Origin of the sequence: Lutimonas saemankumensis, assembly GCF_020171465.1 — a bacterium.
GTDB lineage: Bacteria > Bacteroidota > Bacteroidia > Flavobacteriales > Flavobacteriaceae > Lutimonas > Lutimonas saemankumensis.
In genome coordinates this window covers 184,423-210,133 of the sequence record NZ_JAIUZR010000006.1, presented here as the reverse complement: position 1 = coordinate 210,133, position 25,711 = coordinate 184,423, and the positions used below count along the sequence as shown (strand labels likewise).

Annotated in this window: 21 protein-coding genes; 6 read left to right on the top strand and 15 right to left on the bottom strand. The window is 38.8% G+C overall.

Translation table 11 applies throughout. The annotated features are described in order from the left end of the window. Positions 1 to 8 precede the first annotated feature (8 nt). The gene (locus LCM02_RS15205; RefSeq protein WP_224931908.1) at positions 9 to 674 is read right to left on the bottom strand and encodes a uracil-DNA glycosylase; all 666 of its coding nucleotides are present in this window, start codon (positions 672 to 674) and stop codon (positions 9 to 11) included. A 41-nt stretch (positions 675 to 715) separates the two neighbouring features. Here LCM02_RS15205 and LCM02_RS15200 point away from each other — a divergent pair, with 41 nt between their 5' ends. After that, positions 716 to 2,977: an endonuclease MutS2 gene (locus LCM02_RS15200; RefSeq protein WP_224931906.1), complete on the top strand. Its 2,262-nt coding sequence runs from the start codon at positions 716 to 718 to the stop codon at positions 2,975 to 2,977. A gap of 3 nt (positions 2,978 to 2,980) precedes the next feature. On the opposite strand, the gene LCM02_RS15195 is transcribed toward LCM02_RS15200, so the two are convergent. Then, positions 2,981 to 3,208, bottom strand: a complete 228-nt coding sequence (locus tag LCM02_RS15195; RefSeq protein ID WP_224931904.1) for a hypothetical protein — start codon at positions 3,206 to 3,208, stop codon at positions 2,981 to 2,983. Positions 3,209 to 3,357: 149 nt separating this feature from the next. Here LCM02_RS15195 and LCM02_RS15190 point away from each other — a divergent pair, with 149 nt between their 5' ends. Together LCM02_RS15190 and LCM02_RS15185 are read left to right on the top strand one after the other, a co-directional pair. Next, complete coding sequence (locus tag LCM02_RS15190; RefSeq protein WP_224931902.1) at positions 3,358 to 5,298, top strand: AMP-dependent synthetase/ligase; 1,941 nt, start codon at positions 3,358 to 3,360, stop codon at positions 5,296 to 5,298. Positions 5,299 to 5,314: 16 nt separating this feature from the next. Further along, complete coding sequence (locus LCM02_RS15185) at positions 5,315 to 5,749, top strand: GNAT family N-acetyltransferase (RefSeq protein WP_224931900.1); 435 nt, start codon at positions 5,315 to 5,317, stop codon at positions 5,747 to 5,749. Positions 5,750 to 5,751: 2 nt separating this feature from the next. Here the strand turns inward: LCM02_RS15185 and LCM02_RS15180 are convergent, their stop codons facing one another. From LCM02_RS15180 to LCM02_RS15155, 6 genes are all read right to left on the bottom strand, one after another. After that, positions 5,752 to 6,453, bottom strand: coding sequence for a lycopene cyclase domain-containing protein (locus LCM02_RS15180; protein WP_224931898.1), 702 nt, complete (start codon positions 6,451 to 6,453; stop codon positions 5,752 to 5,754). Positions 6,454 to 6,457: 4 nt separating this feature from the next. Continuing rightward, entirely contained in the window at positions 6,458 to 6,907 is a 450-nt protein-coding gene (locus LCM02_RS15175; RefSeq protein WP_224931896.1) for a sterol desaturase family protein, read from the bottom strand. 14 nt (positions 6,908 to 6,921) lie between these two features. Next, entirely contained in the window at positions 6,922 to 7,392 is a 471-nt protein-coding gene (locus tag LCM02_RS15170; protein ID WP_224931888.1) for a hypothetical protein, read from the bottom strand. 44 nt (positions 7,393 to 7,436) lie between these two features. Then, positions 7,437 to 8,276, bottom strand: a complete 840-nt coding sequence (locus LCM02_RS15165) for a phytoene/squalene synthase family protein (RefSeq protein WP_224931886.1) — start codon at positions 8,274 to 8,276, stop codon at positions 7,437 to 7,439. A gap of 1 nt (position 8,277) precedes the next feature. Then, positions 8,278 to 9,741: a phytoene desaturase family protein gene (locus LCM02_RS15160; protein WP_224931884.1), complete on the bottom strand. Its 1,464-nt coding sequence runs from the start codon at positions 9,739 to 9,741 to the stop codon at positions 8,278 to 8,280. Between the two features lie 340 nt (positions 9,742 to 10,081). After that, positions 10,082 to 10,969 (bottom strand): MerR family transcriptional regulator, encoded by an 888-nt coding sequence (locus LCM02_RS15155; protein WP_224931882.1) that lies wholly within the window; start codon positions 10,967 to 10,969, stop codon positions 10,082 to 10,084. Between the two features lie 168 nt (positions 10,970 to 11,137). On the opposite strand from LCM02_RS15155, the gene LCM02_RS15150 reads away from it, so the two are divergent. Together LCM02_RS15150 and LCM02_RS15145 are read left to right on the top strand one after the other, a co-directional pair. Next, the gene (locus tag LCM02_RS15150) at positions 11,138 to 12,961 is read left to right on the top strand and encodes a fasciclin domain-containing protein (RefSeq protein ID WP_224931880.1); all 1,824 of its coding nucleotides are present in this window, start codon (positions 11,138 to 11,140) and stop codon (positions 12,959 to 12,961) included. Between the two features lie 158 nt (positions 12,962 to 13,119). Then, complete coding sequence (locus tag LCM02_RS15145; RefSeq protein WP_224931878.1) at positions 13,120 to 15,528, top strand: TonB-dependent receptor; 2,409 nt, start codon at positions 13,120 to 13,122, stop codon at positions 15,526 to 15,528. 6 nt (positions 15,529 to 15,534) lie between these two features. Here the strand turns inward: LCM02_RS15145 and asnB are convergent, their stop codons facing one another. The 7 genes from asnB to LCM02_RS15110 form a co-directional block, all read right to left on the bottom strand. Then, the gene (gene asnB / locus LCM02_RS15140; protein ID WP_224931876.1) at positions 15,535 to 17,220 is read right to left on the bottom strand and encodes an asparagine synthase B; all 1,686 of its coding nucleotides are present in this window, start codon (positions 17,218 to 17,220) and stop codon (positions 15,535 to 15,537) included. 318 nt (positions 17,221 to 17,538) lie between these two features. Continuing rightward, complete coding sequence (gene wecB / locus LCM02_RS15135) at positions 17,539 to 18,627, bottom strand: non-hydrolyzing UDP-N-acetylglucosamine 2-epimerase (RefSeq protein ID WP_224931874.1); 1,089 nt, start codon at positions 18,625 to 18,627, stop codon at positions 17,539 to 17,541. A 45-nt stretch (positions 18,628 to 18,672) separates the two neighbouring features. Next, on the bottom strand, positions 18,673 to 19,944 hold the full coding sequence (locus tag LCM02_RS15130) for a glycosyltransferase (protein ID WP_224931872.1): 1,272 nt from the start codon (positions 19,942 to 19,944) through the stop codon (positions 18,673 to 18,675). Beyond that, on the bottom strand, positions 19,941 to 21,131 hold the full coding sequence (locus tag LCM02_RS15125) for a glycosyltransferase family 4 protein (RefSeq protein WP_224931871.1): 1,191 nt from the start codon (positions 21,129 to 21,131) through the stop codon (positions 19,941 to 19,943). The genes LCM02_RS15130 and LCM02_RS15125 overlap by 4 nt, the downstream gene beginning before the upstream one ends. Positions 21,132 to 21,154: 23 nt before the next feature. Beyond that, complete coding sequence (locus LCM02_RS15120) at positions 21,155 to 21,685, bottom strand: methyltransferase domain-containing protein (protein WP_224931869.1); 531 nt, start codon at positions 21,683 to 21,685, stop codon at positions 21,155 to 21,157. After that, on the bottom strand, positions 21,663 to 24,149 hold the full coding sequence (locus LCM02_RS15115) for a YfhO family protein (protein ID WP_224931867.1): 2,487 nt from the start codon (positions 24,147 to 24,149) through the stop codon (positions 21,663 to 21,665). The genes LCM02_RS15120 and LCM02_RS15115 overlap by 23 nt, the downstream gene beginning before the upstream one ends. A gap of 40 nt (positions 24,150 to 24,189) precedes the next feature. Further along, on the bottom strand, positions 24,190 to 24,462 hold the full coding sequence (locus tag LCM02_RS15110) for a DUF4834 family protein (protein ID WP_224931865.1): 273 nt from the start codon (positions 24,460 to 24,462) through the stop codon (positions 24,190 to 24,192). Between the two features lie 94 nt (positions 24,463 to 24,556). Here LCM02_RS15110 and LCM02_RS15105 point away from each other — a divergent pair, with 94 nt between their 5' ends. Next, positions 24,557 to 25,705 (top strand): transporter, encoded by a 1,149-nt coding sequence (locus LCM02_RS15105; protein ID WP_224931863.1) that lies wholly within the window; start codon positions 24,557 to 24,559, stop codon positions 25,703 to 25,705. Positions 25,706 to 25,711: the final 6 nt, after the last annotated feature.

Genomic DNA, 25,711 nt, shown 5'->3' with positions numbered 1-25,711 from the left:
GAAGGTCACTACCAGATAATTTCATCTTTCCCTATTCTCTTTAAATAGGAATTAGCCTGACTAAAGTGCTTATTGCCAAACCAATAACCTCTGTTGGCACTTAAGGGAGAAGGGTGCCCACTGTTTAAAATAAGGTGTTTCTTTTGATTGATTTTTCTGCCTTTCTTTTTCGCATAGCCTCCCCAGAGCATAAAAACAAGGTGTTCTCTTTTTGCTGACAAGCTTTCTATCACTGCATCTGTAAATATCTCCCAGCCTTTTCCCTGATGCGATCCTGCTTCAGAGGCCCTGACGGTAAGTGTTGCATTGAGAAGCAATACGCCCTGATCAGCCCAGTTTCCCAAATCTCCGGAGTGAGGATAAGGTTTTCCAACATCCTGTTGCAGCTCTTTAAATATATTGATAAGCGAAGGAGGGTGTGAAACTGATTCATGAACGGAAAAACAAAGTCCGTTAGCCTGTCCTGGACCATGATAGGGATCCTGGCCTATGATAACAACCTTAACATCATCAAAACTACAGCGGTTGAAAGAGGCAAATATTTCACCACCACCGGGAAAACATGTGTGCTTTGAATATTCAGCTTTTACGAATCGTGTCAATTGTTCAAAATATTCTTTTTCAAACTCCGTATGCAGAATCTTTTTCCAACTCTCTTCAATGGCTACATTCATAGGATTAAATTGGTTATTTTTGCCTTAACAAAAGTAAGACATTGGTACATAATATTGCTCAAAAAACATTAACAGACCTCGAATTTTCTACCGTTTTAGAAACGATCAGGGAGTATTGCATTTCAGATCTTGGAAGAGAAGCTGTAAAGAAACTAAGCCCAATAAGAAGATCTCTTGAATTGAAATCTGAACTGAACCAGGTGAATGAGTATCTGTCATCTTTTGAAAACGAAAATCGTATACCAAGCCACTATTTTGAAGAAATAACCAAAGAAATTTCTCTTTTGGCTATTGAAGATAGTTTTTTGGAAGGCCCTTCTTTTATGAAGATCTCAGGTATATCTGAAAATATGAACAACCTGCTTCTATTCTTTAAAAAATTCAAAGACTACTACCCCACCCTATTCGCTGAATCCGAAGAAATAGAACTGAATAAGGAGGTGGTAAAACTCATCAGCAAAATCATTTCACCTTTTGGGGAGGTTAAAGACAAAGCCTCTCCCGAGTTGCTGAGGATCAGAAAAGAAATGAATAAATTAAGAGGACTGTTAGGGGGAAGTTTTAACAAAGCGCTCGCCCACTATGCCAGCCTGGGTTATTTGGACGACATCCGTGAATCAGTAATCGACAGTCAAAGGGTCCTGGCGGTTCAGGCCATGCATCGACGCAAGGTCAAAGGGGCCATCATGGGAAGTTCCAAGACGGGAAGCATCGTTTATATCGCCCCGGAAGCGACTTTGCAACTTTCAAGGGAACTGCAGAATATGACCTATGAAGAACAGGAAGAAATCGTCAAGATTCTTAAGGAACTTACCAACAGTGTAAGGCCTTATTCCCCTCTTCTCCAAAAATATCAGGAGTACCTGACACATCTTGACAGCCTGGGTTCTCGTGCCAAATATGCCAGGAAGATAAACGCCTGTCTTCCTAAAATTGTAAACGAAAAAAAAATCAATCTTAAAAATGCCTATCACCCCATTTTATGGCTTGAAAACAAGAGAAAAGGATTAAAAACGATTCCGCAAAACCTGGAACTAAATGAAAAGCAGCAGATTATTGTGATTTCAGGGCCTAATGCAGGTGGTAAAAGTATTACGCTAAAAACAATAGGATTACTCCAGGTTATGTTGCAAAGTGGTATTCTTATTCCGGTACATGAAAGAAGCGAGGTAAGTATTTTTGACAAAGTTCTCACTGATATTGGAGATAACCAGTCTATTGAAAATCAATTGAGCACCTACAGTTATCGCTTAAAGAACATGAGAAACTTTTTAAAAAAATGCAATGATAATACACTTTTTCTGATAGATGAATTTGGGACGGGAAGCGACCCTGAACTGGGTGGAGCCCTGGCCGAAGTATTTCTTGAAGAATTTTATGAAAAAGGGGGATTCGGTATCATTACGACACACTATTCGAACCTCAAGGTACTTGCCAGCGAACTCCCCAATGTAACCAATGCCAATATGCAGTTTGACCAGTCCTCCCTTGAACCCTTGTTTAAATTGCATACAGGACAGGCAGGAAGCTCTTTTACCTTTGAAGTAGCTCAGAAAAACGGTATTCCGTTCAGGCTGATCAACAAGGCCAAGAAAAAAGTAGAAAGGGAAAAGATTCGCCTTGATAAGACCATCGCTAAACTGCAAAAAGAGCGTAACGCCTTACAGAAGAAATCAGATGGGTTGTTGAAAGAGCAGGAACTGGCCAAAAGCGGGGCTGAAAAGCTATTACTTCAACAGCAAAAAATTCAGGAGAAAATTGAAGGGTTCCAGGAACTCTATGACAACAATCAAAAAATGCTCTCCTATGGTCGAAAGACCAATGAATTGTTTAATAAATTTTTTCAGACGAAAAACAAAAAAGAGCTTAGAGATGCTTTTGTCAAGTGGTCACTGATAGAACAAAGCAAGTATGATCAGAGGAAGAAAGAAAAAATACAGGCGGAACTGAACAAAAAAAATGATGAAAGGCAAAAACCATTGTCAAAAAGAGAAAGAACCAAGATCAATAAGGCTTTAAAGGAAAAGCAACGTCAAAAGGAAGCTGAGCTAAAGAAAATTGAAAAAGCAGTTCTTCCAGAGGTCGAAAAAGTTCGGGTTCAAAAGGAAAAAGTGGAAAGAGAAAAGGCGATATATATCAAAGATTATCGTTTTCAACTTAATGACACTGTACGGCTAAAAGATGGTAATGCCAAAGGAACCATAGAAAAAATAGAAAAAAATACCGCCGTGATCAATTATGGATTATTTACGGCCAAAACTGATCTATCCCAATTGGAACTTGTAAAAAAAGCAGCCAAATAAAAATTACTCTTCCGCGTAGCGCTCCATTTCACGATCATAGAACAAACTCGCTTCTTCAATCAGACGAGCGATTTCTATTGCAATTTCTGATTCATCTCCCCTTAGCTCATCGTACCATTCCACATCGTCATTTGCCAAATTGATAATAAATTGCGGATATTCAGTATGCATGATGAAAATATCTTCAGGATGATCGGTATTGTCCCCTAATAAAAATCTTGGTACTGTCATATTTAAAAATTAATTCTGTAAATCGCGGGAATGATCAAACAGAAAATTAGTTCTCAAAATTAATAAAAGCATTGCCATTTCAAGCGGCTAAAAAGAAAAAATTACATTCATCAAAAAAAACTACTTTTGTATCAAAACAGAATCTTAAAATGAGTAAAAGAAACATATTTTCAATGCTTGACACTGCAGTATTGAAATATCCAAATGCCCCTTATTTAAGTTCAAAAGGAAATAAAGGCTGGATCAGAACTTCCTTCAAAGAGGCTCAAATGAAATCGAGAAAGCTGGCATCAGCGTTTCTTGAACTCGGATTAAAAAAAGGTGACAAGGTTGCTATTTTGTCAGAGGCCAAAACGGACTGGATCATCTCTGAATTTGCAGCACTCTACGCAGGTGGGGTTTCGGTTCCCTTATCTATCAAATTGTTACCCGAAGAAGTTCCTTTTAGGGTTAACCATTCGGATTCAAGTTTTTTTATTATTTCAGAAAACACCCTGGAAAAAGTGATCAGCCAGTGGAAAAAGTATGAAAATAAGAAGCTGAAACTAATCCTTCTGGATCAACCCTCGGAAAAGATCAGCAAACAATGCAAACAATACGGATTTGATGAGGGTAACCTGTTTTATATCAAGGACTTGTACGATCTGGGGGCGGAGAAACTTGACTCCAATGAAGCAACACTGAAAAAAATCGAAGAGAACACAAAAGAGGATCAGGTCGTCACCATTTCCTACACCTCGGGAACCACAGGGAATCCCAAAGGGATCATGTTGACGCATTTAAACTACTTTTCCAACAGTCATGCAGCGGTTGCCACCTTTAAGATCAAGGAGAATATTTCTACGCTTCTTATTTTACCCACTGATCATTCTTTTGCCCATACGGTTGGTATTTATACCGCACTGGTTAAAGGCCTTTCACTTCATTTTGTTGATGCCAGGGGTGGAAGTGTTAATGCCTTAAAGAATATTCCGAAAAATTTAGTTGAGGCCGAATCGAATTTTCTTCTAACGGTTCCCGCATTGACAAGCAATTTTATCCAAAAATTCAAGGAAGGGATAAAAGCAAAAGGTCCTTTTATCGAAGGGATCTTTAACAGAGGTGTACAAGCCGCAATTAAAAGAAACGGGGATGGATTCAGTAAACCCGGCTTCGGGGTTCAGGCCTCTACCTGGTTTAATGCCAACCTGGCAGAAAAACTGATTTTCAGTAAATTGAGACTTATTTTTGGCTCAAAAATAGAATTCTTTGTTGGAGGTGGAGCGCTTCTTGACATCAAGCAGCAACAATTCTACAAGGCCATAGGAATTCCCGTTTATCAGGGATACGGCCTGACCGAAGCAACTCCAATTATTTCAACCAATACCCCTTTCAACCATAAAATGGGGACCTCAGGAAAAGTTCTTGAGGGAATCATATGCAAGATTTGTGATGAATCGGGTAAGGAGCTTCCCAAAGGTGAAAAAGGTGAAATTGTCATTAAGGGAGATAATGTCATGAAAGGATATTACAAAAATGAATCTGCGACACAAGAAACTATTAAAAATGGCTGGTTGCATACGGGAGACCTTGGCTTCATGGATGAAGATGATTTTCTTGTGGTTGTAGGAAGGGAAAAAGCGCTTCTTATTTCTGAGGATGGAGAAAAGTATTCTCCTGAGGAAATTGAAGAGGCCATTGTAAATAGCGCTGAATGTATCGATCAGATCATGATCTATAATGACCATGAAAAGTATACTACGGCTTTGGTAACGATCAATAAAAAAAATCTGGAAGAAATCATTCAAAAGGAAGGGATCAAATCGTACAAAGATATTAACAGAAGGCTTAAAGAGGACATGCTGTCATTTGCCAAACAAAAAGAATTTGAAGGTAAATTTCCGGGAAAATGGATACCGTCAAATTTTCAGGTGCTGCAGGAACCGTTTACGGAAGAGAATAAAATGATCAATTCAACACTAAAAATGGTTCGGCATAAAATTACTGAAACCTACCGTGGCCGTCTTGATCTGATGTATGGAACCAAAGCCGTTGATAAGGCTTTGGAAGAAAATGTCAATGAGTTAAAAAAAATTACAACGATCTCCTAAATCATCCTATATTCTTATGGAGAAAATTCAGGAAATAAAAACTTCCGGCCCCTATTATCAGCAAGAACGAGAATTAAGAAACAAGGTGCTGCTAAGGCCTATAGGTATTCCTGATTATGGATGGGAAAAAAATGATAAAATATCCTGGCACTTTGTTGCTTTGAAAGGTCAGTCTGTTATAGGCTGCGTCATTCTTTGCCCGCTTGACAAGGAAAAATCCAAAGCCCAGTTAATGCAGATGGCCGTGGACGCCGAGCATCAGGGAAAAGGAATTGGAAAATTACTCGTAAACCATTTGTTAAAATTTGCTTCCGAGAATGGAATCAAAGAAGTAATCATACATTCAAGGAGTGAAGTGACCTCCTTCTACACCCAATTTGGATTCAAAACTGAAGGAGAAGAATTTGAAGAAGTCGGAATCAAACATCAGTATTTGTCAGCCTTGCTGTGAAATTAGTCTTTGATAAGCTTATTTTTTGCACGATCTCTGAATTGTAAAAAGATCAAAAGATTCATTAGGATCATTGAGAAGGCGTAGGCACTGTCTTCCACAGGAATTGTCCCCATTCTTACCCCCAGGTTTTCTTTATCATTGTACCAAACTATATTTCCCTCAATACCTGTGCCGGTTAGAATGCCATTCACAATAAAAAAAGGTATCAGCATGACCAAAAAAGTCAAATAAAAAGAATTAAGTAGTTTCGGCCGAATTCGATGTGCAATGAATAATACGATCAGGGCAAAAATCATATCTACCGCGGTATAGGCTCTATTAAAATTAAAGAGCAGGATGCCGGTGAATATGATGGCCAATAGATAAGTAATTTTCTTAGTAACCCGATCCGATAACCTTATGTTTGGATTAAGTTCAAGCAATGATAAATGAGTAAACACACATGCATAAGGAATGCAAATAAAAAATAGCCACTCCTCTACAGGCAGATGAAGCGCATATATTCCCGAAAGGTATTCCGGATTAAAACCCCAATACTCTTGAATCGTAAAATAAACATCCCAGACGATAAAGGGTAGCATTGTAATCGCTATCGCCTGAAACAAAAATTTCCATTGTTTGTAGAGTTCTAATCTCGGGTGAAAGGATACAAGTAGCGGGACAGATAGTGATAATAGATCAATCCAAAGGTAGAGAGACATTTCTTTAATAGTTTCCTTTGTAGTATTTCATTGGGACCCACAGCATTCCGAAGCATTCTCCATCATGCTTACCGAGGTGTTTATGGTGAATTTTATGAGCTCTCCTTATCCCTAACAAATACGGATTTTTTGTTTTTCTCCAGATCTTTATTCTTTGGTGAATAAAAAGATCATGTATGATGAAATAGACGACCCCGTAAATAAAAACACCAATTCCAATGCCCAGACTAATTTGCCAGTCAAATATGGACCACAGGGCAAAGGCAGTAATAGAAATAATGGCAAAAAAAACAAAAAAGGAATCATTACGTTCAAAAAATGAGTCATGATTATCTCTGACATGGTGATCTTCATGTAGATTCCAAAAAATTCCGTGCATGATGTATTTGTGCATTGCCCAGGCTACTCCTTCCATCAGGACCGCTGTAACCAAAATTGTTATAAACAAGACCATATTTCTAAATTAAATCAACTATTTTCAACCTTTATCTGCTCTAAGATATCTCTTATTTCCCTCTTATCGGCCACACTGACCAGATTTTTTATCATAATACGTTTATAGCTTAAATCAATTCGGGCGTCAGCCAAATGATTCTCCAAAAAAACAATGTCTTCGTTAATTTCCTGATGGTAATTAAGATGACGTGGCACATTTAACTGTATCAGTAACCTCAGGTAAACCTTCTCCACTGATTTGTCATTTTCAATGAGTGTTTCCAGTTTTTTCTTTCCCTTGTTAAAATATTTGAGCTTGGAAACAGGTGAAAACACATATTCTGCCTTCATACAAGTGGCAGCCGCCTGATAGGCTCTGATCACATTTTGGTTGTCATATTCTGCCTCCTCCGCCCTGATCCGGTTTATGGACTCAATGTCTTCCTGGCTGTTAATTTCCTGAAAAGCTGATCGGATATTATGAAGAATGATATCTTTCTCCATCGTCAATCCGGAATAAAGTAACATTAATATGAACAACATTATCTTCAAAGCAAATTCAACTTATAATTTACAAATGATTTAGTCAAAAGCACCATTTTCATCGGATTACTGATTCGAATTCTTTTCTCCCTTATTTCACTTGCTTTAGTTACCGTAAGCTTTCTCAAAAGTTTTCTGTAATAGATAAAGGCCGTGTATACCCCAAATTTCGCCTCAATAGGAAGCTTTTGGATTCCAACATAAGCCTCTTCAAAATCCTTGTTTATTTCTTCGATGATCAATGCTTTGGACTCGCTATCTATGATACCCCCTTTGATATGCGGAAAATAAGACCGATGAAGATTCTCAGTATCATCCTTAAGATCTCTCAAAAAATTGACCTTTTGAAATGCACTTCCCAATTTCATGGCCGGCTCCTTTAATTCATCATATCTTTTCTGATCTCCCTGCACAAAAACCTTTAAACACATCAAACCAACAACATCTGCCGATCCATAGATGTATTCCTCATATTCTTCAACACTCTTATATTCTTGTTTATTTAAATCTGCCCGCATACTTTTCATAAAGTGGTCAATAAGATCAGCATCAATATTATTCTTATGAACTACCTCCTGAAAAGAATTCAATATGGGGTTCATACTCAATCTTCTGTCAAGGGCCTTGGCAAGATCCTCTTCAAATTCGTCCAGTAAAAGTTCCTTATCGTATTCATGAAAGGTGTCTACAATTTCATCCGCAAATCGAACAAAACCATAAATGGCATAAATGTCTTTCTGTATCTTGGGAGATAACATTTTAACGGCAAGTGAAAACGATGTACTGTACAGGCTGGTGACCTTGTGTGAGCACTGATAAGATAATTTGTCGAATATTTGTTTCATGTTATTGGTCTTTAATTAGTAGATCGGAAACCAGTTTACCCGAGATCAAGGAAGGTGGAACTCCAGGACCCGGAACAGTCAACTGACCCGTAAAATACAAATTTTTTATTTTCTTGCTCCTCAGCTTGGGCCTTAAAAAAGCAGTTTGCAGCAAAGTATTGGCCATTCCATAGGCATTTCCTTTATATGAATTATAATCATTTTTAAAATCTTCCACACAATATGACTCCTTAAAGAGTATTGAAGATCTGACGTTTTGATCTGTTAATTTTTCAAGTCTTGTCATGATAATATCAAAATACTGCTCCCTTAATTCTTCCGTATCCTCAAGGTCCGGGGCCAAAGGGATCAGGAAGATTGCGGCCTCTTTTCCTGCTGGTGCTATGGAGTCATCTGTCATTGAAGGAAAACTGGCATAGAATAATGGTTCTTTTGGCCACATGGGGTCATCGTATATGGCCCTGGCATGTTCATCAAAGGGAACATCAAAAAATAGCGTATGATGCAAAACATTGTCCAATTTCTTGTCAAGACCTACGTAAAAGAGAAGTGAAGAGGGTGCCATCACTCTTTTCTGCCAGTATTTTTCACTATACATCCTGAGCTCCTCTGGCAACAAGGATTCTGTATGTGCGTAATCAGCGCCTGATACCAAAAGCTCTGTAGAAAGGATTTCTCCGTTTACCTTTATTCCTTTAACCTCTTTGTTCTTTCCTGTGATGATTTGATCAACGTTGGCATTGGTCATGAAACTTACCCCCAATTCTTTCGCCATCGTTATCATTCCGTCCACTACAGATTTCATTCCTCCTTTAGGATACCATGTGCCTAAGCTTAGGTCTGCAAAATTCATAAAACTATAAAAAGCCGGCGTCATGGAAGGCTTTGCACCTAAAAAAAGAACTGGAAATTCAATTATTTGCCTCAACTTGGAACTTTTAAATTTCCTCTTGGCCACATCATGAATTGTTCCAATAAACTGGGGAATCTCTAAAACAGTGCTCCTGGTTACCAATTCAAAAGGACTAAGACCGGGTTTGTATACGAGGTCCTTAATGGCCACCTCATAATTGAATTCCGCTTTTTTTAGAAAATCGGTCAGGGCAGCAGAGGATTGGGGCTCTTCCTTTTCAAAAGTTGATTTGATCTCTTCCAGGTTATCCGATATATCAATATAATCCTGCTCTCCAAAATAAACACGGTAGGCAGGTCCCAGCCTTTCCAAATCATAATAATCTGATGGATTCCTGCCAAAGTCTGCAAAAAACCGTTCAAACACATCGGGCATCCAGTACCAGGTTGGTCCCATATCAAATTTGAAACCATCCTTTTCAAATTGTCTTGCCCTTCCTCCTAGCTGAACGTTTTTTTCATAGACAGTAACGTTAAATCCTTCTTTCGCCAAATAACATGCGGCCGATATAGAGGCAAATCCTGAACCAATTATGGAAATATTTTTTTTCATCGTTATACAAATCTAAATTAATTTTTGCACAAAACGTCAATTTTTGTTTAACTTTTTATATTTTTTTTTAAACTTTTTTGTTCAAGACTAATTTTGTCTAACTAAAACAAATCACTGTGTCTTTCAAACAGCTTAAAAAAATTGATTCCTCCTCGAAAATCTGATGAACAAAACTTTCAAATCGGAATAAAACAATAAAAATTATGCAGAAAACCGTTTACTGGCAATCGAATTATTGGAAAAATACAAAAAATATAAATTTAATTGGAAGCATTAAGAGTAAATAAGAAGAGACAGTATCTCAGATATAGTCACCTCAATATTGATATTGAGGCGTCTGTTATAAGTTATTTTGGATTTTCTCCAACTGATCCCTGAAGTCGTGAGGGGATGTAACTTTAAGCACCAAATCATGATCTTCCACCGCGTCTAAATTCTCCTGACTTCCAGAAATTACAAAAGGGACGTCGACTCCATCAAGGATTGATGCTATAAATCCATTTACCTTTTGCATTTTCGGCGTTACAAACATGGTCATCATCAGGTTTGGCTCAGCAATCTCCAAAACCTTTTTTATATTCAAGATTGGTACACCATAACCCAAATAATAAACGTTCCAACCCATTTCTTTTGCCATAAAACTAGCTAACAACAATCCAATTTCATGCTCTTCACCTTCAAGTAAAAAAAGAACCAGAGAAGGAGCTCCTTTAGGAGGAATCGCTAACTTTTCAATAGCAGCAATTATTTTCTGACGGATCAAATTAGACATATAATGTTCTTGAGCTATCATCGCCTTATTAGTTGTCCAAAGCACCCCAACATATTGCAGAAAAGGATAGATTGACTCTGTAATAGTTCGGAAAAAACCTTTTCGAATGACTTGTCTTTCAAAAATTTCGTCAAAATCCTCTTCATTCATTTCCAACATACTCAATGTCAATCCTTTCATTTCGTCGCTGCTTTCAGATCCAGGACTGGCCAGGACTTTTGTAACCTCTTCATAAACTTCCGCATCTGACATTTTATTCAGCTTGGATACCCGATAACCATTTCTTACCAGAATACCAAAATTCAAAAGCTTCTTTAACTGCTCATCAGAATAATAACGAATATTGGTTGCCGTTCTCATCGGGGTAAGGAAATCATATCTTCTTTCCCATATCCTTAAAGTATGAGCTTTAATACCTGTTAAGGCTTCAACCTGTGCTACTGAATAAGTAATCATGTTTAACAATAAAAAGTTAATACTTGAACAAATATAGTATAAAATCTCAGAAATAAGCAATAAAAATGTGCAAAATTATTTTTTTGTTCAATTTTTTTATTTTTTTCTTGGACGTTAAATTTTTTTTTATTTATCTTTGTTCAACTTTTATAACTAAATTATTAAACGATGAAAAATTTAATCCAACACTTAAACTATTTACCCAAGGCCCTGATGCTTATATTAGTATTATCCTTTACGATGACAACACAATCATGTGACGATGACGACGATGACATGATAGACCCGGGAGATCAGAACATTGTAGAAGTCGTTTCAGGACGACCTGACCTTTCTACTTTAACTGGCGCTGTAGTAGCTGCAGGACTTGATGAAGCTCTTGCAGGACCGGGACCATTCACGGTTTTCGCTCCAACAAATGCCGCTTTTAACGCTATGGATCAAGATGTACTTAATAATGTGATCGCAAATAAATCATTATTAACTGCTTTACTTCAATATCATGTAGTCTCAGGTGAAGTAGAATCCGGTGACCTTACCAATGGCCCTGTTCAAACCCTGCTATCCGGACAAACCATTGATGTTGACCTTTCTAACGGAGTTGTTTTGAATGGATCCGCAGACGTTACAACTGCCGATGTACCAGCTTCTAACGGGGTTATTCATATAATCAATGAAGTTTTAATTCCTGAAGATTTTGTAACAAATACACTTGCTCAGATTGTTGCAGGAAGTCCTGATCATACGATACTATTGAGTGCTCTTGGAAAACCAGAGTTAGGAGATTTGTTGGCTGCAGCGAACGATCCTACTCAGGACCTTACAGTATTCGCACCGACTGATGCCGCTTTCGAGGCTGTTTTAGGAGCTTTAGGAAAAGCAAGTATAGACGAAATTCCGGTGGAATTACTAAAAGAAATAGTAACATATCACATTTTAGGTGGTGCTGTTACTTCGGATCAATTATCTAACGGAGATGTCAATACCTTACTACCAGGAATACCTGGAGGACCAGAATTCGAATTTGTGACGGTAGACCTTACAGATGGTGTTAAAATTAACAATGCCAATGTTACAGCAGCAGATTTAAAAGCTGTCAATGGTGTGGCGCATGTGGTTGATGCGGTCTTACTACCAAGTTATGTAGCCTATTCTGTAGGAACAATTGCCGAGCCCGTACTGTTTGAAAATGACTTTACAATTTTGGCAGCTGCTTTGAGAAAAGCTGAATTACTGGAAACAGTAGCTACTACTGCTGACTTAACAGTATTTGCTCCAACTAACGCAGGATTCGTAGCCGCGGGAATTACTTCCCTTGATGGTTTGGAAAAAGAAGACTTGACACCTGTATTAACATACCACGTCTTAGGTGGGGTTGTGAAATCCGGAGATTTACCTGAAAGCGGAATAGCTGCTACTTTAAACGGAGAAAATATTTACCTTGGATATTCAGCAAATGTATTGATCAATGGATTGACTACGATTACAGCAGTTGATATCGAAAAGAGCAATGGTGTGGTTCACGTAATCGACAGAACGTTGATCCCTCCGGCTCCAAACGTGGTCGAGATTGCGTTAGCTTTAGCGGATAACGGAGATGCCTCAGAATTCACAGTATTAACGAGCTTATTGGCTTCTGATGCTTTTGCAGACATTACCCAAGCCATTATAGATGCTGAAAACATTACGGTATTTGCTCCAACTGACGCGGCATTCGAAGAAATTGAGGACGTTATTCCAACTTTAACTGAGGATCAAATCAGAACAATTTTGACCTATCATGCGGTTGGCGCAAGGGTATTTAGCTACAATCTTGTAAACGGCCAGGTAGTTCCGACACTGAATACACAAACTTTAAAAGTGATTCTTAATGATAACGGAGCCTTCCTTGAAGATAAAACTGATGATAATGCCGAAATTATTATAGTAAATGTGCATGGAAGCAATGGTGTAATTCATGCAGTAGATAAAGTATTAATCCCAGAGTTATAAACCTGGGGTCGCTTTCCCCGAGTTTATAATCTTATTTTTGATAGTTTGATTTATTTTGGATGCGTGGATCGATGGTTATTGCAATCATCGGTCCATTCTTCTTACATAATGATTTAAACTGAAGCCTTTTCTCATTACCTTTAATAAAACTTTTGCTCGTGTTCATAAAAAAACTTTTTTTTCTTTCATTTGCCCTGCTTTTTTGTATCAATATGGTTGCACAGACCGGATCGATCAAAGGAAGGGTTTACAATGAAATAAACAATGAAAGTATACCCTTTGCCAATATCATTCTGGAAGGCACTCAGATCGGAGCCACATCAGATGAAAACGGTAACTACCAGTTGGATGAAATCCAGCCAGGAACGTATAACCTCATTTGCAGCTTTGTAGGATTCACAACCGTATATGTGTATGAAATCATTGTTGGATCAACCGCAACAACCGAGATTGACATTGCCTTAACAGAAGAAAGCGCCTTACTGGATCAGGTCGTTATACAGACCAACAGAATTGAAAAATCTCAGGTAAGCCCTCTGAGCAAACAGACCATCGGCGCGACTGAAATTTACAGAAACCCAGGTTCCAACAGAGACATCTCAAAAGTGATACAGATCCTTCCCGGGGTCGCAACCACCGTATCTTTCCGAAATGATATTATTGTTAGAGGCGGAGCCCCGAATGAAAACAGATTCTACCTGGATGGTATAGAAATTCCAAATATAAACCACTTTGCTACGCAAGGGTCTTCCGGAGGCCCGGTAGGGATGATTAATGTCAATTTTATTAGAGACGTTGATTTTTACTCAGGAGCATTTCCAGCAAACAGAGGGAACACCATGAGTTCCGTAATGGAGTTTCAGCAGATCACGGGAAACAGAGAGAAATTCGGAGGCAGCTTTATGGTGGGTTCAAGTGATATCGGGTTGACCTTAAATGGTCCCACAGGAGAGAATTCTTCGTTTATTTTATCGGCCAGAAGATCATATTTACAGTTTTTGTTTCAGGCTTTAAAACTTCCATTCTTACCCACATATAATGATTTTCAATACAAACACTTCTTTGAACTTGACGAAAAGAACCAGCTAACTCTCGTGGGCTTGGGAGCTATAGATGATTTTGAATTGAATGAAGATGTAAATGACGGTGAAACTGATCAGGAAACCATAGATCGAAATAATTACATTCTTGGTAACCTGCCGGTTAACAGCCAATGGAACTATGCCATTGGAGCCAATTGGAAACATTTTTCAAAAAACAGTTTTCAGAATGTGGTTATAAGTCGTAACCATTTAAATAACAAAGCCGTTAAGTACAGGGATAATATAGAGATCCCTGAAGAATTACTGTATGACTACAGTTCAGAAGAAATAGAAAATAAGCTCAGGGTTGAAAGCACAAAAAGAAAAAACGGGTGGAACTGGAACATTGGAGCAGGATTCCAGCATGTAGTGTACAAGAATTCTACATTCAACAAAAAAGCAATTAACGGAGAGGTACAGATCATTGATTTTGATTCGGAATTCAGCATGCAGAAATACGAATTATTCACACAGATCAGCAAGGCCTTTTTTAGCGAAAGGCTCTCGTTGTCTTTCGGCATCAGAACTGACGCGAACAGCTATTCGGATGAGATGTCTAACTTTTTGGATCAGTTATCTCCTCGTTTTTCAGCCTCTTATCAAATTACAGAAAAGTTCGCGGCAAGCTTCAATTTGGGTCGTTATTACCAATTGCCTGCCTATACGGTAATGGGATATAGAGATAATGACGGAAATCTCGTCAATAAAGAAAACGGCATTACCTATATACAAAGTGATCATTTTGTGGGAGGTGTGGAATACAATCCTACCAAATACTCAAAGATCACAGTTGAAGGCTTCTATAAAAAATATGATAACTATCCTTTTTTAACAAATGACAGCATCTCTTTAGCTAATCTTGGTGGTGATTTTGGCGTGATTGGAAATGAACCGGCTATCCCTACCTCGGTTGGTAGGAGCTACGGAATTGAATTTTTCCTGCAGCAAAAGCTCAGCTCCTCAGTATATGGTTTGATCTCTTATACATTCGTCAGAAGCGAATTTGAAGACAAAAACGGAGATTATGTGGCCTCATCCTGGGACAACAGACACGTTCTCAATGTAACAGCTGGTAAAAAATTACGGAAAAACTGGGAACTTGGAGCGAAATTCCGGTTTTTAGGAGGCTCGCCCTACACTCCTTATGACATTGAGCAATCTTCAAGAAAAGAAATATGGGACGTAACCCAAAGGGGAATCAATGACTGGGATCTTTTAAACACCGAAAGAAATGGAAATTCACACGGTCTTGACCTAAGGGTAGACAAAAGATGGTATTTCAAAAAATGGGCATTAAATGCCTATCTCGATATTCAGAATATTTACAACTTTAAAACAGAAACTCAGCCTTTTCTTGATGTGGTAAGAGATGAAAATGGTGATCCTATTGAAGATCCTGCAGATCCTGAGCGTTACCTGGTCAGAGAGATTGAAAACACAACAGGAACGGTGTTACCTTCAATAGGAATCATGATTGAGTTCTAAAATCGATTACACACTTGCCTCATCTTTTTCATAGGCTTCTTCATGAACATTAGCAACGGCTCTTCCTGAAGGGTCGTTCATGTTTTTAAAGCTCTCATCCCATTCCAGGGCGATCTTTGTACTACAGGCAACAGAGGCTTCCTGAGGCACACATAGCGCGGCAGTATCAGACGGGAAGTGCTCTGCAAAGATACTTCTGTAATAGAATTCTTCTTTACTGGTCGGTGTCTGAATAGGGAACTTATATTTGGCATTGGCCAGTTGCTCATCGGACACTTCCTGCTCCACAATTTCCTTTAAAGTGTCAATCCAGCTATACCCTACTCCATCAGAAAATTGCTCTTTCTGCCTCCAGGCTACACTTTCCGGAAGGTATTTTTCAAATGCTTTCCTTACCACCCATTTTTCCATTCGCTCACCGTTGATCATTTTATCCTCGGGATTCAAACGCATGGCAACATCCATAAACTCCTTGTCCAAAAATGGAACACGACCTTCAATACCCCAGGCAGCCAGAGATTTGTTAGCCCTTAAACAGTCATACATATGTAACTTGTCAAGTTTTCTTACCGTTTCTTTATGAAACTCTTCAGCGCTAGGCGCCTTGTGAAAATATAAGTACCCGCCAAATAACTCATCAGCACCTTCTCCTGAAAGTACCATTTTTACCCCCATGGATTTGATTACTCTTGCCATCAGATACATTGGAGTCGAAGCACGAATCGTTGTAATATCATAAGTTTCAAGGTTATATATCACGTCGCGCACAGCATCAAGTCCTTCCTGAATTGTGAATTTGATCTCATGATGCACCGTTCCAATATGATCTGCTACTTTCTGAGCCGCCGCAAGATCCGGAGATCCTTCCAGGCCTACAGAAAAAGAATGAAGTCTCGGCCACCAGGCTTCCTGAGTATCCCCTGACTCAACTCGTTTATCGGCATACTTTTTTGCAAGGGCTGATGTAACGGAAGAATCGAGACCTCCGGAAAGTAAAACACCATAAGGTACGTCACTCATCAATTGTCTGTGAACCGCCGCTTCCAAGGCATCGTGAAGTTCATCGATGCTCGTCTGATTTTCTTTTACTGCTTCGTACTCCGTCCAGTCACGGTCATACCACCGGGTCAATTCACCATCCTTACTTGATAAATAATATCCGGGAGGAAACAATTCTATTTTGGTACAAACTCCTTCAAGAGCTTTTAGCTCAGAGGCTACAAAAAAGGTTCCGTTTGCATCCCAACCTATGTACAATGGAATAATTCCAATATGATCACGGGCAATAAAATACTCATCTTTCTCTACATCATATAGCGCAAAACCGAAGATACCATTCATATCATCAATAAAATCAACTCCCTTTTTCTGATATAAAGCCAGGATGATCTCACAATCTGACTCCGTCTGAAAATTATAATCTTTGGCAAACTGCTCACGTAATTCCCTGTGATTATATATCTCACCGTTTGCAGCTAATACCAGTTTTTTATCTTCACTGTATAAAGGTTGCTTTCCTGAAGCCGGATCAACAATCGCGAGTCTTTCATGAGCAAGAATAGCCTTGTCATTACTATATATCCCACTCCAGTCCGGACCTCTGTGACGAATCCTCTTAGACATTTCCAACAATTGAGGCCTCAAAACCTCTGCCTTTTCCTTTAAATCAAATGCACAAACTATTCCACACATCGTATCTTCTCTTTTAATTATTAATTAGGTTGCAAATATGAATTAAATATTTCAATACGTAAATAATAATTTATTATTAATTATAATTTATAACTTTTACTTGAATATTTATTTACATATGTAATTAGAATTGATAGATTCAATTTATTAGTTTACAAATTGCAATGATTGCGGTTACAGGTATTCAGAAAGAATGGAATAGAGTAAATATTGAGATAAGTTTATACTGTTTTAAATCGACCCTCAAAACCATTAAGAGGTGCCTGACTGAAACCCTTGATGATCTTGAATCATAAAAGGTAAAACCCAGCATCTGGATTATTTATTCTGAAGAAACCCTTTAATAACCAGATAGATGGTTTTTCCTGCATTTTCCCCATAAAGACCTGGATCAAAAACAGGTTTGTTTTCTTTGAAGAGACTGTAGGCCTCTTTTATTTTACCAGCCTTTGCTCCGGTGAGCGAAGCATAATGATTCCTGACCAATTCTACCCATTCGGTTTCCTCTCGTACAATAATGCAAGGCTTTTGATTAAAATAAGCCTCTTTCTGCAGTCCTCCGCTATCTGTGATGACCATTTCGCAATGCTTTAATAGCTCAAGCATATCAAAATATCCTAACGGATCTGTGGTCAAACCCTCAAAACTTAATCCAAATTTTCTCATTGCCGCCTTGGTTCTAGGATGCATAGGCAGGACTACCTTGGTAGATTTAGAAATCTCATTGAGGCCTGTTATAATGGACTCCAGATTTTCAACATCATCCGTATTCTCTTGTCTGTGCACAGTAGCCAGTACAAAACTATTGCCTTCAAGGGATAATTGATCCATTAAAGTCGATTTTTGGGAAGACATCCCACTGTAATACGCTACTGAATCCTTCATAATATCACCAGATAAAACTATATCTGCATCAAAATGATCAAAACCTTCCGATTTTAAGTTGGCGACAGAGGACTGGGTTGGACACATCAAAAGATCAGAGATTCGATCCGTAAGGATCCTGTTCACCTCTTCGGGCATTTCCATATTAAATGATCTAAGCCCTGCTTCTACATGAGCAACCGGGACACCGAGTTTCTTTGCGGCAAGAGCCCCGGCAAGTGTAGAATTTGTATCACCATAAACCACAACCAAATCGGGATTTTCTTTTAAAAGAATTTCTTCAATTCCCTCAAGCATTCTTCCTGTCATTGCTCCATGGCCAAGATTATTCACCTCAAGGTTGTACTGAGGCTTTGGAATGTCCATTTCATCAAAAAAGACATCACTCATATTTTGATCAAAATGCTGACCGGTATGAATAATTACCTCTGCAAACTCCCCTTGTTCTCTTATGATTCGGCTTAACACAGCAGCCTTTATAAACTGTGGCCTGGCTCCCAATATGCTAACTATTTTCTTCATCTTTGAATTGACCTTGTTATTCGTTCTTCCATTTAATAGAAATCCCTAAACTGTTTTTATGAGCCCTGCCAGTTTCTCGGTAAGGTTCCTCCTGTGATACCGATCAATATGCTCCGATCTGACCTTTAATTTATTTGATTTGAACTTCTTATAGCAAGCCTGAATGTATTCTTTAAGTCCTTTTGCATCCTCAAAATCAATCATTATGCCACTCCCTGAATCATTTATTATATCCGCCAGATCCCCGTCAAGGGGCCCTATTGCCAGGATGGGCCTGTTACTCTGTAGGTATTCAAAAACCTTTCCTGTGATAATTGATCTCGCCGAGGGAACCTTATTTACGGATAGTAACAATATTTGGGACATTTTTTGATAATTCATCACTTCTTTATGCGGTAAATAAGAAATAAAGTTTACCGATTCCGTGAGTCCTTCCGATTGAATACTATCAAAAACGGACTTATCACATTGACCAATTAGTTTAACCTGCAGGTCTTTGGCAAAATCAGGAGATTCCACGATCAGTTCTTTTAGAACTCCCCAAAGGATCAATGGATTTCTGTCAGCGTTCATCATTCCAATGTGCGAAATACTGAATTTCTTGTCAAGCTTATCCTGGCCACTCGCAATTTTTCCATCAAAACCGTTTGTAATTATATGTACGTTTTTATTGCGATCGTCAAATTCCTTCTTCATTGAGGCACCGACTACGACTATGGCATCCGCTTTTTTCAAGACTTCATTTTCGAGTTTATAGTGCTTGTTTTTAGATTTTTTTGTCATGGGAAGGGCATGGAAATAATCTATGTTTGTCCAGGGGTCCCGAAAATCGGCGATCCACTTTACACCTGTTTTCTCCTTTAATTCCTTCCCAATCAAATGAAGGCTATGAGGAGGGCCGGAGGTGACAACGACATCTATGGACTGCTTCGCCATGTAGTTCAACAATCTTTTAACCGATGGTTTTATCCAATATTTTCGAGCATCCGGAATGAAATAATTTGCTCGTATATACTGTATCTGTCGTCCAACAAAAGATGGCTTACTACTCAGGAATCCTGCACTCACTTGTTTCTCCTGATTACCTAACTTGGTTAATAAATCGTTAGGCTCCCAGATCGGTTCTTTAATCACTTTTACTTTGGGTGAAACCTCTTCAGTCAAACTCGCATCTGTAATGGCATAATTGGCATCCTTAACGGTATAAACAACGGGTTCAATCCCAAATTCAGGCAGGTATTTGACAAACTTAAGCCACCTCTGAACTCCGCTTCCGCCGGCAGGTGGCCAATAATATGTGATCAACAGTGCTTTCAAGATGATTCAAATTCCAAATATAAGTTCTTCAGTTCACTCGAGACCATTTCCCATGAAAATTTGTTCTTGATGAACTTTTGACCGTTGCTTCCCAATTCGCTCGCAAGGTCATCATTTTTTAAAAGCTGTCTTATTTTTTCTTCTAAATCTTTTATATCCTTTTCCTTATGGATAAGTCCGCTCTTTGCTCTTTCCACCAGATGCTTTTGAGCTTTCGCATCACTTGCAACAACGGGCACCCCAAAACTCATATACTGAAACAATTTATTGGCATAGGTTGTATCATGATGAAGGTTCCTGTGCAATGGTGAGACTCCTATCCGTGCCACTTTTAAATAACTTTGAAAGGTATTGGGTTCCTGCCATCCTTCAAAATCGACATATTCCTGAATTCCCAGTTCTTCCACCTTATTTTTTAAAATCTGATCCGTGGAATTACTACCCACGATAACCAGCTTTAATTTTTGCTTTAAATGTTGACCATGTACAATATTTGCCACCGCCTCGATGACAGATAATAATCCACGGCGAAGGCCCGTATCCCCAAGATAAAGGATTACGAATTTACCTTCGTACCTTTTCACAATTGAACCATCCAGGACATAATCCTGATAGAAGCCTTCTTTTACCGTATTAGGAACCACAGCGACGCGATCAGAAGAAATTCCCAACCGCTCTGTCAATTCCTTTTTTGACTCATCTGTTACAACTATGGTTTTTGTAACCTTTTTCACCAGTTCCCCTTCTTTTTTTCTCCATTTTCCAGGAGAAATAAGCAGGTTTCCAGGAAACTTATTCAGATGAGGATAGTACTTCATAATTTCAGGGCGATTCTCATGAAGGTCTAAAATTACCGGAAGGTTTAGGCCTGTATTTGCCGACAAAACGGCTTCTCCTGCTACCATATCATGAATATGAATCACACCAATTTCATTAACTTCCAGAAAATTCCGGATCTTCTTTGAAAGGCTCATACGATAAAAGGGAAGCGTATAAGACAGAGCCGAAAATTTATATTCCATCCTGCTGCTTGAATATCTTTTTATTTGAATTCCTTTATAGGACTCACTCTCAGCCTCCTTCTGATAAGAAAGACAAAACAAATAGACTTCATATCCTGAATCAATCAAAGCCAAAGCCTCATTCTCAACCCGAGGATCGGGTGGAAAGGGCTTGTCTAAAATCATTCCAATTTTCATTTTTAATTCAACTATCTTTCAGCATATACCGCGTAGTACCGAGGAGTGAACCTTCTTAGTATGGGCCTGAATCCAATCTTATTGACGGGGCTTGACCATTTTTCATATTTTTTTATCTTCCAGCCCGATTTCTCCAAAAGCCAGTCAAACTGCCAGTCTTCAAATTCATGAAAATGCCGGTCCCATTTATCGGTTTTGCTTCTGTAGGCAGATGCAAACCATAATTTCAAAGGAACAGTAGTTATCAATTTTGACGCCTTAATTGTATTTAGAACATTAAACGGAGCAATCAGGTGCTCAAAAATTTCAAAGGCTGTAACCGCATCGACCTCGTACTTGTTCACATGGGCATAATCAAAGTCCAGGTCCTCGCCTTTTGTGTTGTACACCTTATAGCCATGCGCTTCCAAAATTTCACTAAGCTCATTTCTAACGCCCAGATCAAGAATTGTCGCCGGGGCCGGAAGAACAGATTGCAAAAATTCCAAGGTATGCTCATACCTTTTCTTTGGCATCGTTTTATATGACTTGAATTGACTCATTTTTTTCTGTTGGTCCTTCTTTATCTGTTGGTCCCTCTTTATCTGTTGGCCCTTTCTTAGATTTCCTGGCTTTCAAATACCATCCCAAAGGTATAAGCAATAACAATCCGTAGGAAACAAGCGAAATGATACTACCTGTATGAATTACCTTTGGTTCAAATTTAAATACAAGTGTATGGTTCCCGGCAGGAATAACAGCTGCACGTAACACATAGTTTGCCCTCATATGAGGAATAAGCTCTCCATCCACATAGGCACTCCAACCATCTTTGTAGTAGATTTCAGAAAATACAGCCAATTGATCAGACGAGGTATTTGTTTCATAGACCATTTCATTCGCTTTATAAGAGGCCAGTACAATACTGTCCGTGCTGTCTTTAACAAAGCTTCTCCCCTCCAAGACGGGCTCAAAATCTCTGGTCAGCACAACTCCTTTCTCAGTATCAAGACTGTCCAGAGCTCTTATTTCTTCATTGGCAGTATCAACAAATTCAATCTGGTCAACAAACCAGGCATTCCCGTTGGCCTCCTGATTCAACTGAACATTCTCAACATTATTCTCGCCCGGAAAAATAAAATACTTGGTGTTGAGCATGTTTAAAACCTCGATATTATTTCTCGCAATCTGAAACTCATAAAGTTCCTGATACCTTCTGGGCTTGGCAGCGTGATATCCACCGATTGAATTATGAAAAAATGAAGTACTTCCGTCATTCAGAGGATCCACCATAAAATTGAGGACCCTGTAATGCCCTTTATCCTTTAAGATCTCAGATTGCATGGGGCTTAAATCAAAAGGCTTCTCAAGCCTTGATTTTGTTATAAAATCATCATTGTTGACATAACGCTGATCCACAACAACCAGGTCAACAACAACAAGTATCAAAATCCCTCCAATGACAACATTCCGTTTAATTTTATCCGTTAGAAACAACCATAACAAACAGGCTGTTATGACCACATAGACCAAGGATCGCAAACTGTCCTGAAAGAAGATGGTTCTTCTGTCTTCTATCAAAATATCCGATAATCCTGCCAGCATATTTTCATAACCAGGATCTCTAAAGCTTTCAAACGAGAATAAATTAGCTCCAAAGGCGGTAAAGAACAGAGCCAGACCTGCCACTGAAATCCCTGCCCATTTAAAGGCCTTTAAGCGTTCTTCCTTCTTTGTATTCTCACTTAAAAATTTTTGTAATCCCAAAATGGCAAGAAGCGGAACAGCCAGTTCAGCTATAACCTGTATTGAAGAAACTGCCCTGAACTTATTGTATAGCGGAACGTAATCAATAAAGAAATTCGTTATTAAACTGAAATTCTTCCCCCAACTCAAAACAATGGAAAATACAGTAACTGCAATTAACCATTTCTTCATCGGACCCTTTATTAAAATGGCACCGAGCACAAAAAGGAAAATCAAAACCGAACCTAAGTAAGGCGGAGCTGCTACTATAGGCTGATCTCCCCAGTACATTGGTGCATTTTCCGCAAAATTAAGTGCCTGTTTTCTCCCAGCCTTATCCTTCAAGAATCTGTACGTATAACTCTCCTTGTCTAATTTTTCATTATTGGACCCTCCCATAAAACGAGGGATAAAAAGGTCAAAAGTTTCCAGAAACCCAAAACTGTATTGCGTAATATATTCTCTCGAAAGCCCTGAACTGATCTCCTTTGGGCTGCCATCAGGATTAATGGTTAATTCACTTCGGCTCCTCGTGCTATGGTCCGCATATTCCTTGGTTGCCAGTAAACTCGTTGCATTTACTCCAACGGCCAAAACTACCGCAACCATTAGTAATCCTATTTGTCCTGCAAATTCTGGCAACTTTCTTTCCTTATAGGCTTCTATCAGATAAATGATCCCAAAGATCAGTACGGCAAAAAGCAGATAATAGGTCATTTGAGGGTGACTCGCATTAATTTCCAATGCCATGGCTGCCGCTGTAAGGATAAATCCTTGCAAATATTTTTTATCGAAAACCAGAAGCAATCCGGCCAATACCATTGGCATGTAGGCTATTGCATGAGCCTTGGCATTATGTCCGACACCCAGAATGATGATAAGATAGGTAGAAAAACCAAAGCCCAACGCTCCTATAAAGGCCAATTTCCATTCCACTTTCAGAACAGATAACAAAACAAAAAATCCCAGAAAATACAAAAACAAATAGTCGGCAGGCCTGGGTAAAAATCGCAGCAAACTATCCACTTTTTTAACATAATCATGCGGATAGTAAGTACTTAACTGATAGGTAGGCATCCCTCCAAATGCTCTGTTTGTCCAATAAGGTTCTTCTTGAAACTCAGCTCTGTGTTCCTTGACCTCCTTTGACATCCCCCTGAATTGTGCAATATCAGATTGGTAAAGTTCCTTTCCTTCAAGAACCGGAGAAAAATACGCCAGGGCAATTACCACAAAACTCAAAATCGGGATAAGAAACGGCAGGAATTTCTTGATATTCATAAACTAAGCTTATTTCTATTTAAATATGACAACCAGCCTATCATTCATCAACCTCTTCGAAGTCAATATATTCGCCAACATCTTTATTGCTTTCTCTTTGTTTAACCGGTTTTTTATCGATGATCGTTTCACCTTCCCGAATATTATCATTATGATTTGAATACCCTTGTTGTTCTCTCGCTTTTTTTTCAAAATTCCGTACCGCTTTCTGCATCAAAACGGGCAGTAAAACCCGTGCCAGCCACCTGAAAGCATAATACCCAAGAATCAGGAACAAAATGAACCATAAACCCTGAATTGAAGCCTCCTGCATAATTATAAAATTTAATTTTCAAAAATAACAATTTGCAGGCAACTTGAGCGTTTATATATTGAAAACTTACTTTTGATCATATATTAAGTTGAACATGAAATCTTTTCTTAGCTCCCTACTTGTCATACTTTTGACACAAATCTGCCATGCACAATACACAGAGGTCATCAATTCCCGACGGCCTGGATTTTCGGATAGTCCCTATAGCGTAGGTACCAAGGTATATCAGGTTGAGGGTGGATTATTTTATAAAAATGTAGGGAGATTCGAGTATTGGGATCCAATCCTGGAACAAACCATTACTTATAGTTCATCAAGTTTTGGTTCGGATATCATGCTAAGAACGGGACAGTTCTTCGAAAAGCTTGAATTTAATCTGGACATGGCAGTGGTCAGTGAAAACAGAGATTACACCAGGCCGGCAGTTTACAGTGATTCCGGCTTCGGATTCAGTAAACTTACCCTTGGAGCAAAATACCTTGTTTACAAACCAGAATACGCGGATAAATCAAAAGAGATACGCAGCTGGAAGGCCAGACATAGTTTTGATAAAAAAAGGCTTATACCTGCTGTTGGCGTCTATGCCGGGCTGAATACAAACTTACTGACGGACCTTCATAAGAACCCTGAAGGAATCAGCCCAAGATTTGCCATTTATACCCAAAACGATCTTTCAGAACGACTGATCGTTCTTCTTAATTTTATTGCCGACAAGGCTTTTACCAATGAAGCCGAAAATTCATATATCATTACCGTGACCTATTCCTTATTTGAAAACTGGTCGATTTTTGGTGAAAATCAAGGGTTTTTCAGAAAAAATGTTCCCAATGATTTTCAATTCGGAGCCGGAGGTGCTTACCTGGTCAATCCGAACATGCAAGTTGATTTTTCGGGCCGTATCATAGTAGACTCCAGAGGGGACAACACCTATTTATTCGGCGGTGGCGTTTCCTGGAGGCTGGATAAACACAAAGACCAGGTTATTGTGACCAAGCCTGAAAACGACGAAATCAATGTTCCTAAACAAAAGAAAAGTTTCTTTGATACCATTACTTTTGGCCTGTTTGCCGGGAACAAATCTTCCAATAATGGCAAGATGAGAGAGGTTAAAAGTGCAAAAGTAAAAACCAGAGAACTGCAGGCTCCCGTGAATAAAAAAGCTCAGAAAGCCAGAAAAAAGGCGAGTAAACAAGCCGAAAAAGAAAGAAAACAACGAGAAAAAGCCCAAAAAAAATCAGGATAAAAATTA

What these genes read in the sequence shown, in the direction of transcription:
- LCM02_RS15160 (WP_224931884.1), bottom strand. Translation starts at nt 9,741, where the DNA reads ATGAAAAAAAATATTTCCATAATTGGTTCAGGATTTGCCTCTATATCG.
- LCM02_RS15185 (WP_224931900.1), top strand. Translation starts at nt 5,315, where the DNA reads ATGGAGAAAATTCAGGAAATAAAAACTTCCGGCCCCTATTATCAGCAA.
- LCM02_RS15155 (WP_224931882.1), bottom strand. Translation starts at nt 10,969, where the DNA reads ATGATTACTTATTCAGTAGCACAGGTTGAAGCCTTAACAGGTATTAAA.
- LCM02_RS15150 (WP_224931880.1), top strand. Translation starts at nt 11,138, where the DNA reads ATGAAAAATTTAATCCAACACTTAAACTATTTACCCAAGGCCCTGATG.
- asnB (WP_224931876.1), bottom strand. Translation starts at nt 17,220, where the DNA reads ATGTGTGGAATAGTTTGTGCATTTGATTTAAAGGAAAAGGCAGAGGTT.
- wecB (WP_224931874.1), bottom strand. Translation starts at nt 18,627, where the DNA reads ATGAAGAAAATAGTTAGCATATTGGGAGCCAGGCCACAGTTTATAAAG.
- LCM02_RS15195 (WP_224931904.1), bottom strand. Translation starts at nt 3,208, where the DNA reads ATGACAGTACCAAGATTTTTATTAGGGGACAATACCGATCATCCTGAA.
- LCM02_RS15165 (WP_224931886.1), bottom strand. Translation starts at nt 8,276, where the DNA reads ATGAAACAAATATTCGACAAATTATCTTATCAGTGCTCACACAAGGTC.
- LCM02_RS15170 (WP_224931888.1), bottom strand. Translation starts at nt 7,392, where the DNA reads ATGGAGAAAGATATCATTCTTCATAATATCCGATCAGCTTTTCAGGAA.
- LCM02_RS15115 (WP_224931867.1), bottom strand. Translation starts at nt 24,149, where the DNA reads ATGAATATCAAGAAATTCCTGCCGTTTCTTATCCCGATTTTGAGTTTT.
- LCM02_RS15110 (WP_224931865.1), bottom strand. Translation starts at nt 24,462, where the DNA reads ATGCAGGAGGCTTCAATTCAGGGTTTATGGTTCATTTTGTTCCTGATT.
- LCM02_RS15125 (WP_224931871.1), bottom strand. Translation starts at nt 21,131, where the DNA reads ATGATTTTAGACAAGCCCTTTCCACCCGATCCTCGGGTTGAGAATGAG.
- LCM02_RS15190 (WP_224931902.1), top strand. Translation starts at nt 3,358, where the DNA reads ATGAGTAAAAGAAACATATTTTCAATGCTTGACACTGCAGTATTGAAA.
- LCM02_RS15180 (WP_224931898.1), bottom strand. Translation starts at nt 6,453, where the DNA reads ATGTCTCTCTACCTTTGGATTGATCTATTATCACTATCTGTCCCGCTA.
- LCM02_RS15120 (WP_224931869.1), bottom strand. Translation starts at nt 21,685, where the DNA reads ATGAGTCAATTCAAGTCATATAAAACGATGCCAAAGAAAAGGTATGAG.
- LCM02_RS15105 (WP_224931863.1), top strand. Translation starts at nt 24,557, where the DNA reads ATGAAATCTTTTCTTAGCTCCCTACTTGTCATACTTTTGACACAAATC.
- LCM02_RS15205 (WP_224931908.1), bottom strand. Translation starts at nt 674, where the DNA reads ATGAATGTAGCCATTGAAGAGAGTTGGAAAAAGATTCTGCATACGGAG.
- LCM02_RS15175 (WP_224931896.1), bottom strand. Translation starts at nt 6,907, where the DNA reads ATGGTCTTGTTTATAACAATTTTGGTTACAGCGGTCCTGATGGAAGGA.